This is a genomic window from Chryseobacterium sp. CCNWLW53 (genome assembly GCF_037083525.1).
Lineage (GTDB): Bacteria > Bacteroidota > Bacteroidia > Flavobacteriales > Weeksellaceae > Chryseobacterium > Chryseobacterium lathyri.
This window is the reverse complement of sequence record NZ_JBAOJR010000001.1, coordinates 956,121-970,078: the sequence shown is the minus strand read 5'-3', so window position 1 is coordinate 970,078 and position 13,958 is coordinate 956,121. Positions and strand designations below refer to the sequence as shown.

General features: G+C 38.6%; 13 protein-coding genes. 8 read left to right on the top strand and 5 right to left on the bottom strand.

Going from position 1 to position 13,958, the window contains the following annotated elements; all coding sequences use genetic code 11:
- Positions 1-87: 87 nt before the first annotated feature.
- The 5 genes from V6R96_RS04555 to V6R96_RS04535 form a co-directional block, all read right to left on the bottom strand.
- On the bottom strand, positions 88-2,157 hold the full coding sequence (locus V6R96_RS04555) for a T9SS type A sorting domain-containing protein (RefSeq protein ID WP_336378129.1): 2,070 nt from the start codon (positions 2,155-2,157) through the stop codon (positions 88-90).
- Between the two features lie 209 nt (positions 2,158-2,366).
- Complete coding sequence (locus tag V6R96_RS04550) at positions 2,367-3,044, bottom strand: RNA pseudouridine synthase (RefSeq protein ID WP_336378128.1); 678 nt, start codon at positions 3,042-3,044, stop codon at positions 2,367-2,369.
- Positions 3,045-3,047: 3 nt separating this feature from the next.
- On the bottom strand, positions 3,048-3,371 hold the full coding sequence (locus V6R96_RS04545; RefSeq protein ID WP_111958537.1) for a hypothetical protein: 324 nt from the start codon (positions 3,369-3,371) through the stop codon (positions 3,048-3,050).
- A gap of 3 nt (positions 3,372-3,374) precedes the next feature.
- Positions 3,375-4,190, bottom strand: a complete 816-nt coding sequence (panB, locus tag V6R96_RS04540; protein WP_111958535.1) for a 3-methyl-2-oxobutanoate hydroxymethyltransferase — start codon at positions 4,188-4,190, stop codon at positions 3,375-3,377.
- Positions 4,191-4,253: 63 nt separating this feature from the next.
- Positions 4,254-4,967, bottom strand: coding sequence for a Crp/Fnr family transcriptional regulator (locus tag V6R96_RS04535; RefSeq protein WP_062652074.1), 714 nt, complete (start codon positions 4,965-4,967; stop codon positions 4,254-4,256).
- An 89-nt stretch (positions 4,968-5,056) separates the two neighbouring features.
- Here V6R96_RS04535 and V6R96_RS04530 point away from each other — a divergent pair, with 89 nt between their 5' ends.
- The 8 genes from V6R96_RS04530 (at position 5,057) to V6R96_RS04495 (ending at position 13,946) form a co-directional block, all read left to right on the top strand.
- Positions 5,057-7,432 (top strand): heavy metal translocating P-type ATPase metal-binding domain-containing protein, encoded by a 2,376-nt coding sequence (locus V6R96_RS04530; RefSeq protein ID WP_336378127.1) that lies wholly within the window; start codon positions 5,057-5,059, stop codon positions 7,430-7,432.
- A gap of 109 nt (positions 7,433-7,541) precedes the next feature.
- Complete coding sequence (ccoS, locus tag V6R96_RS04525; protein ID WP_111958533.1) at positions 7,542-7,769, top strand: cbb3-type cytochrome oxidase assembly protein CcoS; 228 nt, start codon at positions 7,542-7,544, stop codon at positions 7,767-7,769.
- A 5-nt stretch (positions 7,770-7,774) separates the two neighbouring features.
- Positions 7,775-10,036 (top strand): cytochrome-c oxidase, cbb3-type subunit I, encoded by a 2,262-nt coding sequence (gene ccoN / locus V6R96_RS04520; protein WP_111958531.1) that lies wholly within the window; start codon positions 7,775-7,777, stop codon positions 10,034-10,036.
- 16 nt (positions 10,037-10,052) lie between these two features.
- A complete protein-coding gene (locus V6R96_RS04515) occupies positions 10,053-10,253 on the top strand; it encodes a cbb3-type cytochrome c oxidase subunit 3 (protein WP_111958529.1) in 201 nt (66 codons plus the stop codon).
- 10 nt (positions 10,254-10,263) lie between these two features.
- Positions 10,264-11,145 (top strand): cbb3-type cytochrome c oxidase N-terminal domain-containing protein, encoded by an 882-nt coding sequence (locus V6R96_RS04510; protein ID WP_111958527.1) that lies wholly within the window; start codon positions 10,264-10,266, stop codon positions 11,143-11,145.
- A 97-nt stretch (positions 11,146-11,242) separates the two neighbouring features.
- The gene (gene ccoG / locus V6R96_RS04505) at positions 11,243-12,697 is read left to right on the top strand and encodes a cytochrome c oxidase accessory protein CcoG (protein WP_223557730.1); all 1,455 of its coding nucleotides are present in this window, start codon (positions 11,243-11,245) and stop codon (positions 12,695-12,697) included.
- A 50-nt stretch (positions 12,698-12,747) separates the two neighbouring features.
- The gene (locus V6R96_RS04500) at positions 12,748-13,200 is read left to right on the top strand and encodes a FixH family protein (protein WP_336378126.1); all 453 of its coding nucleotides are present in this window, start codon (positions 12,748-12,750) and stop codon (positions 13,198-13,200) included.
- Complete coding sequence (locus V6R96_RS04495) at positions 13,191-13,946, top strand: sulfite exporter TauE/SafE family protein (protein WP_111958521.1); 756 nt, start codon at positions 13,191-13,193, stop codon at positions 13,944-13,946. The genes V6R96_RS04500 and V6R96_RS04495 overlap by 10 nt, the downstream gene beginning before the upstream one ends.
- Positions 13,947-13,958: the final 12 nt, after the last annotated feature.

The window sequence follows — 13,958 nt, the reverse complement described above, 5'->3', positions numbered from 1 at the left end:
TTCAGAACGGACAAAATATAAGATTCAAAAAACAAAAGCCCGAAGTTGTTGAAAACTTCGGGCTTTTTTATTTTTTATTTAAACGTTTTATTTTTTAATCGCTTTTATATGAGCCACACTTCCGTCTTTCATGGATAGAGTAAGAATGTATAAACCAGATTTCAAATCTCCCAAATAAATTTCTTTAGAAGGATTATCAATAGTTTTTATCATTCTTCCTGCACTATCAGAAATATGAATTGATTTTACTTTTTCAATATCAGTAATGGTTATGATATCTTTAAATGGATTAGGATATACTTTCATCTGATTTTTAGCATTCACTTCGGATGTACCTAAACACGCGCTGTCCACGGTTGCAGTAACGGTTGTTCTTGCGCTTTCGCATTTACTGCTGATCTGCCAGTCATAGAAATAATAATAAGATGTTGAAGCGGTATTTCCGGTAAGGTTTCCTGCTGTTATAGATAATGCTCCTGGCACCGTAAAAGGATAACTACCCCAGGTACTGCCTGATTCTCTTACCAATCCAGACACACTGCCTGATCTGGTCAGCATCATCAATTTATAATTGCTTCCCGGTGGAACTGTAAAGTTTAAAGGAACATAAGTCTTTACATATGGAGCCGCAGAACCTGTCAGATTTACTGTAATTGTCTGTAATGTCACAGCAGGAGAGACATTACCATCCTGCAGAGCAATTTCCACAGTTCCTGCTCCTGTACCCATTGGATATACATTTACCCCACTGATAGTAACAGTAGAATAGACATCAAAAAGCAAACCTGCATCCAAGGTATACCCTGATGTAGATATTGCATTCGCCAGCCCGGTAGAAGATGTACCCCCTACTGAAGCAGTTACATAATAAGGTGTTGTACTGCTTAATACAGGCGTTGTAAAGCTCGGTCCTGTGCCTACTACATTCCCTGCCGTAGCAGCATCATACCAGGTTATAGATGCTCCGGTATCTGCTGTAGCCGACAATGTCGCAGCCTGGTTAGGGCAAACAGTAGCACCAGCAGTTGTAAGAATTGCCGGTGGCAGGCATTGTGTTACTACCTGTATAGGCTGAAGTGACCATACACTTGTATTTCCTCCTCCACAATTTGATCTGATCCAGACATAATATACCGTAGAAGGCGCCAATGATCCTATGGAAGCTGATGTCCCGGTAAGATTTGGGTTAGTAGGTGCTGTAGAGGATATTGGAGCTGTATTGGAAGTACTGTAATAAATATCATATCCTGAAGGAGCTGATGGAGAAGCTATCCAGGATATTGAGGCACTGTTATTGGTAGTTGCTCCTGCCGTAAGCCCCGATGGAGCATAGCATGTTGGCGGTGTCCAGGTATAGGTTAACCCTGCAGAAGGCATTCCCGGAATTGAGTTAGCTGTATTAAATGCCTGTGTGCTGTTATTTGCTGTTCCTGCGGTAGAGTTTATAAATTCAAGTGTTGTTGCGTTAAGCCGGGTATTAAAATCAGCGGAGGAAGTACCTCTCAGACCGATCTGGGCTGTTCCCGAAACCGTTGTATTTCCTACTAAATATGCCCCGCTGCTATAAACCATTTCAATAATATTCGAAGTTTCCTTTAAACGGATCTGAAATGACAAGGCATATGCCGCAGTTGTAGAGGTACTGCTGTTGGGTCTGAAGTTTTTCCATTGTATAACAACTTCCCTGTTGGGAGCCGAACCGATTACTTCCCAACTTATATTGCCTGTGGCTCCAGCTATATCAAAAAAACTGCTTATGTCTTTTCCAAAAACAGAAATTGCCCCCTCATAACCAGTAGCACTTGATATTGGGGTGGTGGCAGTCGTACCCGGAGCTGTTGTACCAAAAGTAATAAATCCGTTCGTTGACACATTCAATACATTGTACGAAGTTCCGTTAAATACAAAATCGAACGGCAGGGTTAAAGGATAAACATTACTGTTAAGATTGGTTGCCGAAGTATTGCCGGTGGCATCCGCCAATGCAGTCCCTACAATGGGAGTATAGGTTCCGGAAGACTGGGCAAAACTATAAGCACTTACCTGGGCTGATACTAAACTGCTGCTTGCAAGCAAAGCGATAAAACCGAATAAGGCAATTTTTAAATCGTTTACTTTTTCTCTTCCCTGAGAAAAAAAATTGTAAAAATGTTTCATATGGGATTGGATTAAATTCCCAACTAAGATATTAATTTTTACAAAAAATTAAAGAAAAAATACAGTTTATTAAATTATTTACATTAAATATAATTAAAATGAATCAATTTATCACATATTATAGAAAAACACCAAACTAACAAACATCGATGAATTCAGTATTTAAAACAGCAAAAGAAAAAATCCTGCAAATATGCAGGATCAGATTTTTACTCTTCACAAGCTCTCCAGATAGCATCATTCTGCGGAACGGGGGCTATAATTTCTATTTTTTCTTTAGTTACCGGATGAATAAATTCCAGTTTCCGTGCATGAAGATTAATCCCGCCGTCCGGATTCGAGCGAGGCGCTCCATATTTCAAGTCGCCTTTTATAGGAATTCCGGTTTTCGACAGCTGGGCACGAATTTGATGATGCCTTCCGGTTTCCAGATCAATCTCAAGGAGCATATAATTATCTAAGGTTTTGATCACATGATAGGTCAAAATCGCTTCTTTTGCTCCTTCTGTTACCTTTGGAAAAACAATGGCCTTATTATTCTTTTCATTCTTCTTTAAGTAATGAACAAGTCTTTGGCTCTGAGGGATCATTTCTTTACCCACAACAGCCCAATATGTTTTTTTTACTTCCCTGTTTTTCACCATCTGGGTAAGGCGGGAAAGTGCTTTGGAAGTTTTAGCATAGATAACCAGACCCGAGGTTGGGCGGTCTATACGGTGAACCAAACCGAGAAAAACATTTCCCGGCTTAGCATCTCTTTTTTTGATAAAATTTTTAATGGACTCCAGCAAAGATTCATCGCCGGTTTTATCGCCCTGAACAAGCTGTCCTACTTTTTTGTTAACCACCAGAAGATGGTTATCTTCATATACAATCTGCTCTTCCATACATTACGAACGCCTCGGTCTGTTAGTCAAAGAAATAACAATTCCTCCAAGAAGACCGATTGTTTTAAGCATTGAAAGTTTAGAATCTGCCGGTAAAAATGCCCCGATTACACAAAGTGCCGCCGCTGCATACATACCATACATAAAGTTTTTATTAGGAAGCGTAGGCGCCTGAACGAAGAAACTTGCTCCTATCAATACATAAAAGACTTTTCTGGAGAGAAGCTCGTTAATTTCCGGAGAAAATAAATTGAACCAGCCTACCGCCATACATATGATTGCTGCGATGGATAAGATTCCCTGAAGTGATTGTTGTTGATTCATCATCAATTAGTAGCTTTCATTTTCATTAGGGAACTCAACACTTTTCACATCTTTCACGTACTGGGCAACCGCACCTGTTATTTCTGTGTACAGATCAAGGTATCTTCTTAAGAACTTCGGACTGAAGCCTTTGTTCATCCCAACCATATCGTGGTATACAAGAACCTGTCCGTCACAATCAGCTCCTGCTCCAATTCCAATAGTCGGAATAGAAATACTTTCTGATACTTTTTTAGCTAAATCAGCAGGAATTTTTTCTAAAACAATTGAAAAACATCCTAATTCTTCCAAAAGCTGTGCGTCACTGATCAGTTTTTCTGCTTCTGCTTCTTCTTTAGCTCTTACTTTATAGGTTCCGAACTTATAGATAGACTGCGGTGTCAATCCCAAATGTCCCATAACAGGAATTCCTGCATTGATAATTTTTTTGATAGATTTTGAAATTTCTTTTCCTCCTTCAATTTTTACAGCATGAGCACCACCTTCTTTCATCATTCTAACCGCAGACTCCAGCGCTTTCTCAGGATTACTCTGGTAGGTTCCGAATGGAAGGTCTGCTACCACAAGAGCTCTGTCAACTCCACGAACAACACTTTGAGCATGATAAATCATCTGATCCAGCGTGATGGGTAAAGTCGTTTCAAAACCAGCCATCACATTAGCAGCAGAATCCCCTATCAAAATAGCATCTACCCCTCCGGCATCTACCATTTTTGCAGTAGTAAAGTCGTAGGCAGTAAGCATTGTTATTTTTTCCTTGTCGAATTTCATTTTCCGCAAGGTTTCAGTCGTAACTTTTTTAATTTCAGAGTGAACAGACATAATGTATCTATTTTTTAAAAGTTAAAAAGTCGGCTTTCGCCGACTTAAGTTTTTGTATGATTGTTATAAAACTACGTGACCTAGTTTCATCAGTTTGTCGTGGTTCAAAATTTTGATGTTTCTTCCGTCTACTTCTATGAGACTGTCCTGTTTGAATTCAGAGATCAAACGGATGGCACTTTCTGTAGCAGTACCGATGATGTTGGCAATTTCTTCTCTGGTGAGCGAAATTTTAATAAACCCTTCAGGATCTACGCCTAGTTTCTGTTCCAGAAGTATCAGGATTTCAGCCAGTCTTTCTCTTACCGTTTTCTGCGCAAGGAAGGTAATGGTATTAGATGATTCTCCCAGTTCGTAGGAGATTTTCTGAAGCATTGCAAAGGAAAGCTGCGGATCTACCTCTAAAAGATACATGAAAACATCTGCCGGAAGGAAAATACATTCAATGTCTGTCATAGCCTCAGCCTTTGCCTGGAAGTTTTCCCCGCAAAGTAGTGAACGATAGCCGATAATATCCCCCTCTTTGATAAATCTTAAGATCTGGTCTTTTCCAAAAGCTCCGGACTTGGAAAGCTTGGCAGCACCTTTTTCTAAAACGTATACTCCTTTTGGCGTTTCTCCGTCCTCGAAAATGGTGTCGTGCTTCTGAAAACTTAATTTTTTCTTGCTGTTAATATATTTTTCAAAATCAGTGCTAGAAAGTCTTTCCTTAAATGATTTATCATTAAAAACTCTGGCGAACCTCTCTTCAATTGCAATCTGTTGTTCCTGCGACATTTTATATGACATTTATCACAAAAATAGAACTTTTTAACGCGATAAACAAAAAAAATTGTTATAATTTTGTAGTTCAATATATTATGGTGGTGAGCGAGAACTGTTTTCATTGTGGTCAAGGTATAGAAAAGGAGCGAATTTTATTTGATGAAAAGACTTTCTGCTGCAATGGCTGTAAGTCTGTTTACGAAATTCTGAATCTCAATGATTTAACCAATTTCTACGAACTTAATAAAAGGGCCGGAATCCGCCCTGATGAGAGCTCTTCTCAATTTGAATATCTTGACACCCCTGAAATCTTCGAAAAAATCACTGATTTCTCAGAAGGAAAAACAAGTCTCGTTACGTTTAAAATCCCTGTAATACACTGCTCTTCATGCATATGGCTTCTGGAAAGCTTACATACCCTGAATGAGCACATCAACTATTCTCAGGTAAACTTCACCAGAAAGACTTTACAGATCTCATTCAATCATAACGATCTCAAATTAAGCGAACTAGCTAATTTCTTAACCAATCTCGGCTACAAGCCCGTTATCAGCCTTGAAACCGCCGATAAAAACGTAGATCACCTTGACAAATCTCTTCTTATAAAATTTGCCATTGCCGGATTCGCATTCGGAAACGGAATGTTCCTTGCCTTCCCTGAATATGTAGGGGGTGAGGATTACTGGATGGAGCATTATAAAGGACTCTTCAGAACACTGATGTTCCTTTTAGCCTGTCCTGTTGTATTTTATTCTGCTTCGGATTATTACAAATCTGCCTGGTATGGATTGAAAAATAAGATCGTCAACATCGATGTTCCGATTGTCCTGGGAATTTTTGTTCTTTTTGGACGAAGCATTTACGAAGTGGTTACAGATTACGGTCCTGGATATTTTGACACATTGTGTGGATTGCTGTTCTTTATGCTAATGGGGAAAATTTTTCAGAAAAGAACGTATAGCGCTTTATCCTACGACAGAGATTATAAATCATTCTACCCTATTGCAGTTACCAAAGTAGATTTTGAAGGAAAACAGAACAACATCCTTCTTTCTGAGATTAAAGTGGGGGACAGAATTCTGGTAAGAAACCAGGAGATCATTCCGGTGGATGCCATTCTGATTAACGGGGAAGGAAATATAGACAACAGCTTTATCACGGGAGAAAGCGAAAGCATCAGCAAGCAGCCGGGTGATAAAATTTTTGCAGGAGGAAAGCAGATAGGTTCATCATTAGAGCTAGAAGTAATTAAAGATGTGGATCAAAGTTACCTGACACAGCTTTGGAATAAGGAAGCTTTTAAGAAGCATGAAACTGGTCTTGACACACTCACCAACAACGTCAGCAAGTACTTCACATTCATTATTTTAGGTATTGCATTAATCTCAGGAATTTACTGGTCATTTATTGACCTTAAAATCATGTTCCAGGTTATTTCAGCCATTCTTATCATTGCATGTCCTTGTGCACTAGCCTTATCTGCTCCGTTTACTTTCGGACACATCATGAGAATCTTAGGACGTAATAAGTTTTACGTGAAAGACACCTTAACGATTGAGAAAATTGCAAAACTTGATACTATTGTTTTTGATAAAACAGGAACTATTACCCACAGAAAAAAATCAAACATAAGATATGAAGGTTTTGAAATCAATGAATTTGACAACCTGAATATCAAAACTTTATTAAAAAATTCCAATCATCCGCTTTCTAAATCTCTGTATGAATTTATAGAGGTAAGTGATGACTATTTCCCTGTTGAAAATTTCCAGGAGATTTCCGGAAAAGGATATGAAGCCAGTGTAAGAGGAAATGTTTATAAAATTGGCTCCGCCCGTTATAATGATCAGGAGCCTAAAAACCTTGAAACAGCTGTATACATCAGCAAAAATGGCAAACTTTTAGGTAAATTCATCTTCAAAAATGAATACCGTCCGAGATTAAAGGAGCTATTCACGAAGCTTACCAGCTACAAAATATTCATCCTGAGCGGTGACAACTCTTCAGAGGAAAACCAGCTTAAGGAACTTATCCCTACATATCAGGGAATGGCCTTCAACCAGAGCCCGGAAGACAAGCTGAACTACATCAAAAATCTTCAGGATCAGAACATGAAAGTGGCTATGCTGGGAGACGGACTGAATGATGCCGGTGCACTGAAGCAAAGTAATGTGGGAATCGCCATCGCAGATGACACAAACAGCTTTACCCCTTCTTCCGACGTGATCATGAATGGCGATAAGGTAGTCACATTAGATAACTACCTGAATGTTTGCAAAGGATCTATTACTATTGTAAAAATGACATTCATAATCAGTTTTCTCTACAATATCGTTGGTTTAAGTTACGCAGTTACAGGTCAGATGCATCCGCTCTTCGCAGCAATCATCATGCCAATCAGTTCCATCACTGTGGTTACATTCACTACTCTTTCCACCTGGATTTTGGGCCGCAAATATTTCAAAAAACAGGCGTAGAAGCCCTTATTTAGACTGATTTTAAATTAGCTGAAATCCGCATTTCGTGATGAATGTCATTATTTTTCACTAAATTTGAACCCCGAAAATAGGTTAATTTTGTTGTCCAATGGATATTCTATATTTAATGATCCTCTGCAGTGTTTCTTTAGCTGCGATTTTCTTGGTCGTATTTATAGTGTATGCCCGAAAAGGACAGTTTGAAGATGATGAATCTCCGGCTGTCAGAATCCTTTTTGATAATGGAGAAATCAAAGAAAAGGATGAAAAAGGCGACAAAGATAAAGACGAGAAAAAAATAGGAGAGAATAATAAAATTGAAGAAAAAAGTGAATAGTTGATATGGAAACACAAAAGTTTAGTTATGACAACAGTATTGTCCGTGCGTTCCTTTATGCGACCTTAGTTTTCGGTCTTATAGGATTTACGTTCGGGCTTACGGCGGCATTAATGCTTTTCTACCCGGAATTGCCGGAATTTATATTCGGTACAGATGATACAACCATCAAAAGTCTTGCATCAGGCAATATTCAAGGGTTAATAAACACTCATGGTGCATTTGGTTTTGGAAGAATCAGAATGCTTCATACCAATACTGTAATTTGGGCATTTGTATGTAATATCGTTTATACCGGTATTTATTACTCATTACAGAGATTATTAAAAACAAGAATGTACAGTGATACATTATCCTGGTTACATTTCTGGACCTGGCAGTTTATGATCGTTGCTACGTTCGTTACGTTCTTTATGGGGATCAATACTTCAAAAGAATATGCTGAACATGAATGGCCGATCGACATATTGATTGCATTCTCCTGGATTGTTTTCGGAATCAACATGTTCCTTACGATTTCAAAAAGAAGAGTAAGACACCTTTATGTAGCCATCTGGTTCTATATCGGTACATGGATTGCCGTGGCTATGCTTCACATTTTCAACAATCTTGAAGTTCCGTTATCTTTCTCCGGCTGGAAATCTTATTCAGCATATGCAGGGGTAAAGGATGCTATTGTACAGTGGTGGTACGGTCACAATGCCGTAGCTTTCGTACTGACAACTCCGGTTCTTGGTTTAATGTATTACTTCCTTCCGAAGGCAGCAGACAGACCGGTTTTCTCTTATAAACTGTCTATTATTCACTTCTGGTCATTAATTTTCGTATATATCTGGGCTGGTCCTCACCACCTTCAGTATACTGCTCTTCCTGCATGGGCGCAGGCAGTGGGAACAGGTTTCTCTATCATGCTTATCGCACCGTCATGGGGAGGGATGCTAAATGGACTTCTTACGCTGAGAGGAGCTTGGGATAAAGTAAGGGAAAACCCTATCCTTAAGTTCTTCGTAGTAGCTGTTACATGCTACGGTATGGCAACATTTGAAGGTCCGCTTTTGGCAACTAAAAATATCAACAAAATTGGTCACTTTACAGACTGGGTTATTGGTCACGTACACTTAGGAGCTCTAGGATGGAATGGTTTCATGGCATTCGGGGTTATCTATTACTTGGTACCCATTATGTGGAGAACAAAAATTTGGTCTGTAAAACTAGCTAACTGGCATTTCTGGTTAGGAACATTAGGAATTATTTTCTATGCAGTACCAATGTATATTTCAGGATTTACACAAGGTTTGATGTGGAAACAGTTCAACCCGGATGGTACTTTGATGTACAAAAACTGGCTGGATACGGTAACTGCAATCATTCCTTACTTTAAGATGAGATTCTTAGGAGGTATATTCTATATTTCCGGGGCTATCCTAATGATTGTTAACGTAATCGCTACCGTAAGAAAAGGTTCATTCCAGAAAGATGTTCCTGCTGAAGCACCTGCATTGGCCAACATCGGAAACAAACGTAAAGAAGGTGAAGGTACTCACTTATGGCTTGAAAGAATGCCTGTATTATTAGGTATTTTATCTTTCTTCACGATTTCCATCGGTAGTTCAATTGAAATTATCCCTACACTATCCCTTAAGAAAAGTGTTCCTACGATATCAGCAGTAAAACCCTATTCACCACTTGAACTGGAAGGTAGAGATATTTATATCCGTGAAGGATGTAATGCCTGTCACTCCCAGATGATCAGACCTTTCAGGGATGAGATTACAAGATTTAATGGTAAAAACGGACAGTATTCTAAAGCGGGAGAATTTGTATATGACAGACCATTCCTATGGGGTTCTAAGAGAACAGGACCGGATTTACACAGAGAAGGAGGGAAAAACCCAAGTTCTTGGCATTACAAGCACATGTATAACCCAAGATCTACCTCTGCAGGTTCTATCATGCCTCGTTATCCTTGGTTAATTGCTACCAACCTGGACAGATCCAAGATGGTAGACAAAATGAAGCTGATGAAGAATACATTTGAAGTTCCTTATACGAAAGCTGAAATAGATTCTGCCAACAACTGGGCAGACAACCAGGCATCAAAAATCGTAAAAGACATCTTCTCTGAAGCTAATGACCTTAAGGTAGCTTATGCTAAGAGACCTCAGGGAGAATTGGAGAAAAAAGAGATCGTAGCTCTTATTTCTTACCTTCAGAGATTAGGAACAGATATCAAGACTACAGAAATAAAAACAGCAAGTACTAACTAAACATTAAAAGGTTCACATGATTCCTCAGAACTTTAAAGATATATTATCCAATACAGAAAACGCTGGTCTCTACCAGACGCTGGCTCTGATTTTCTTTATGCTGTTCTTCATAGCTCTTGTAATCTATGTTTTTAGCAGACCTAAAAAATATTACAAAGAGGAAGAAGAAGCTCCACTTGGGGATGATGAGGATGACGATTTTAATTTAAAAAATTAAACTATTTATTATGAAACAAAGAACACCTGTTGTTGTAAACATCTTAATAATAACTGGACTTTTAATAGTTTTTTATTATTTGTTTGTACAGAGCTACTCGTTCCTAGCTTCACCTTACTTCTGGGGAACTGTTGTGATCAGTGCTATTTTAGCATACATCCACAGTGCTATTGGAGATTTGATTGAAAATAATAAGTTCAAAAAACTATCTCCGGAAGAAAAAGCAGCTTATCTGGCAGAAAAGAAAGTACCTTTCTTAAGAAGGATGTACGACAGTGCATTCAAAAAACAGTCTGCTACAGAAGAAAAAGATATCCTTATCGATCATGGTTTCGATGGGATCATGGAATTGGATAACCAGCTTCCGAAATGGTGGGTAGGATTATTCTATTTTGGGACTGCTTTTTGTATTGTATATATCGCAGCATATTCTTTCACAGATTTCGCACACCCATTGAGCGAATATGAGCAGGAATATAAGGAGCAGATGGCAAGCATTGCAGAATATGAAAAGAATCAGCCTCCTGTAACAATAGAAACAGCTAAATACTCTGCCGACAATATCGCGGAAGGTAAAGAACTATTCAAAACCAACTGTGCATCTTGCCACAAAGAAGACGGTAGCGGTGGTATTGGTCCAAACCTTACGGATAACTACTGGATCAATCAGCCAGAGAAAACTTTATTTAAAAATGTTTTCCATATGGACTGGAATGGTTCTCCTACCAACCCTGCGATGAGAGCATTCGGTAAAAACGGAGAAGTTTCAGGAGCAGAGATTGAAAAGATTGCAGCTTATGTATATCACATTAATCAGGAACAACCGCCAGTGACTCAGGCTCAGGGAGGAGCAGCTCCTCAGGGAACCGAAGCACATTGGGAAAAAGAATAATTTTAAAAAAATTAGAAACATATGAAAAAAACATAATTTGTTATTAGATTAAAATAGTAACGAATTATGTTTTTTCTTTTTTAAAATATAGTATACTATGTCAGATATAGAAGAAATAGAAGTACGAGGCGGACAGGGACAGGTTCTGGATCCTGAAACTTACAGAGATTCTATCGGGACAATGGAGCAATCCGGTAAAAGAAAATGGGTATTTCCGAGAAAACCCAAAGGGAAATACACCAACTATAGAAACATTGTAAGTTATACTTTATTAATTATTTATTTTACGGTGCCATTTCTCAAAATTAATGGCAACCCATTCTTTTTGTTTAATGTTATCGATAGGGAGTTTTTCATTTTCGGACAGCCTTTCTATCCACAGGACTTTTTTATCCTTACTCTAGGTGCTATCGCATCCTTAATATTTATCATCATTTTTACGATTGCGTTCGGAAGAATTTTCTGCGGATGGATATGTCCTCAGACAATTTTTATGGAATCTATCTTCCGTAAAATTGAATATCTTATTGAAGGGGACCGAAACAAGCAAATGAAGCTGGACAGACAGGAATGGAACAGTGAAAAAATCTGGAAGCGAAGCCTGAAGTGGTCGGTTTATGTTATCATCTCCCTGATCATCACTCACTTTATGCTGATGTATATCGTAGGGTATAAAGAGATCTTCAGAATTATATCAGAAGGACCGTTTGCCCATCCTACCAATTTTATTATAATGGTCCTGTTTTCAGCAGCATTTTACTTTGTATTTGCATGGTTCAGAGAACAGGTCTGTACTTTAGTTTGCCCATACGGCAGACTTCAGGGTGTTTTGATTGATAAAGACACGATTAATGTTTTCTACGACTTTAAAAGAGGAGAAAACAGATCGAAATGGAGAAAAGGTGAAGACCGTAAGGCTGCAGGAAAAGGAGACTGTATCGACTGCCATCAGTGTGTGGTTGTTTGTCCTACAGGAATTGATATCAGGGACGGACAGCAGCTGGAGTGTGTAAACTGTACCGCATGTATTGACGCGTGTGATGAAGTAATGGAAAAGGTAGGACTACCAAAAGGATTGATCCGATATGCATCGGAAAATGAAATTGAAAACCAGACCGAGTTCAAATTCACAGGAAGGATGAAAGGTTTTGCAGTGGTTCTTGTTTTATTGGTTGGGTTTTTAGGGTTTCTTCTTTACAACAGAGGAGAAATGGAGGCGAAATTCATTAAGCCCGCTGGAAGTACATTCTTTGTAAGAGACGGTAAGATTACCAATACCTATAATTATACATTCCTCAATAAAACCAACGACAAAAAGATTGTGACGATAAAAGTTCTTGAGCCTGCACACGGTGAGATCACGTACAGTGCATCCAGCAAGATCCAGGTAGACAGAGATAAAATTTCGAAAGGAACAATCAATATCAGCTTCCCGGAAAATGATATGAAACTTTCAAAACAAAACATAACCATCGGTGTGTATGATATGAAAGGAAAGCTTATAGATTCTTATCAGACGTATTTCGAGGGACCATTTAAATTACAATTTTAATTAAAAAGCCTCAATAATGAGGTTCAAAACAGATAAAAAAACCGGAAGAAATGAAAAACTTTAGCTGGGGACACGGTGTAGTCATTGCATTATTTGCATTCATTGTTTTTATATTATCGATGCTATTTCTTTTCCCGAACGGGCAGAAAAATTCTGAAATGGTAACCGATAATTATTATGAAGAGGAACTTAAGTACCAGGATGTCATTGATGCCAAGAAAAGAGCTGACGACCTGCAGGAAAAGCCGGTATACAGTCAGGAAAAAAACGGAATTAAGATTACTTTTCCAAAAGAATACAATAATACCAATACTACGGTAAAGTTTGTTTTAAACAGAACCGACGATCAGAATTTAGACATAAAAAAATCTGTACAGCTTGATGCCGCTCAGTCTTTTTTTATACCGGGACAGGTATTAAAAGCAGGAAATTATACCCTGAGACTTATGTGGACGAAAAACAAAACAGACTATAGAATGGATTATGATGTGATATGGAAATAGGACTTATTTTATCGGCAATTGCATTAGGATTTGCTTCCGGTTTTCACTGTATCGGAATGTGCGGGCCTATTGCTTTATCGATGGGGTTGACAAAGAAACAGGCTACTAATTTCTATCTTCAAAATTTAACCTATCAGTTCGGCAGAATTTTCACTTATTCGTTATTGGGTGCCATATTGGGAATTGTAGGAGAAGGTTTTGAAATGGCTGGCTTCCAGCAATATCTTACGATCGTTGCAGGAATTCTTCTGATTATCATGGCTTTGTTTTCATTTGGAGGAAAAGATTTTGCCTCTAAGATTCCTTTTCTTTCTAAATTTCTCTTTTCAGTAAAATCAAATTTAGGAAAGCTGCTTCAGAAAGCAGATTACCGCTCAAGGTTTACAACCGGGCTTCTTAACGGCTTCCTTCCGTGCGGGATGGTTTATATGGCTCTTACAGCCAGCCTGGCAGCCGGAGGAATATGGCAGGGAGCTTCATATATGGCTTTATTCGGACTCGGGACACTCCCATTCATGTTTGCTGTAGTTCTTGCCGGCAATCTCATGAATCAGGCTTTTAGAATTAAAATTTTAAAAGCAGTTCCTGTTATTATGATTATTTTAGGAGGATTATTTATTCTGAGAGGCCTTGAACTGGGAATTCCTTATATTTCACCGAGAGCCGAAGCTATGACGATTTCTAAAGATCATAACGGCAATTGCCACATTGAAGGCCACGACCATAGCTCAAGCAACTGTCATTAAATAGCTAACTAA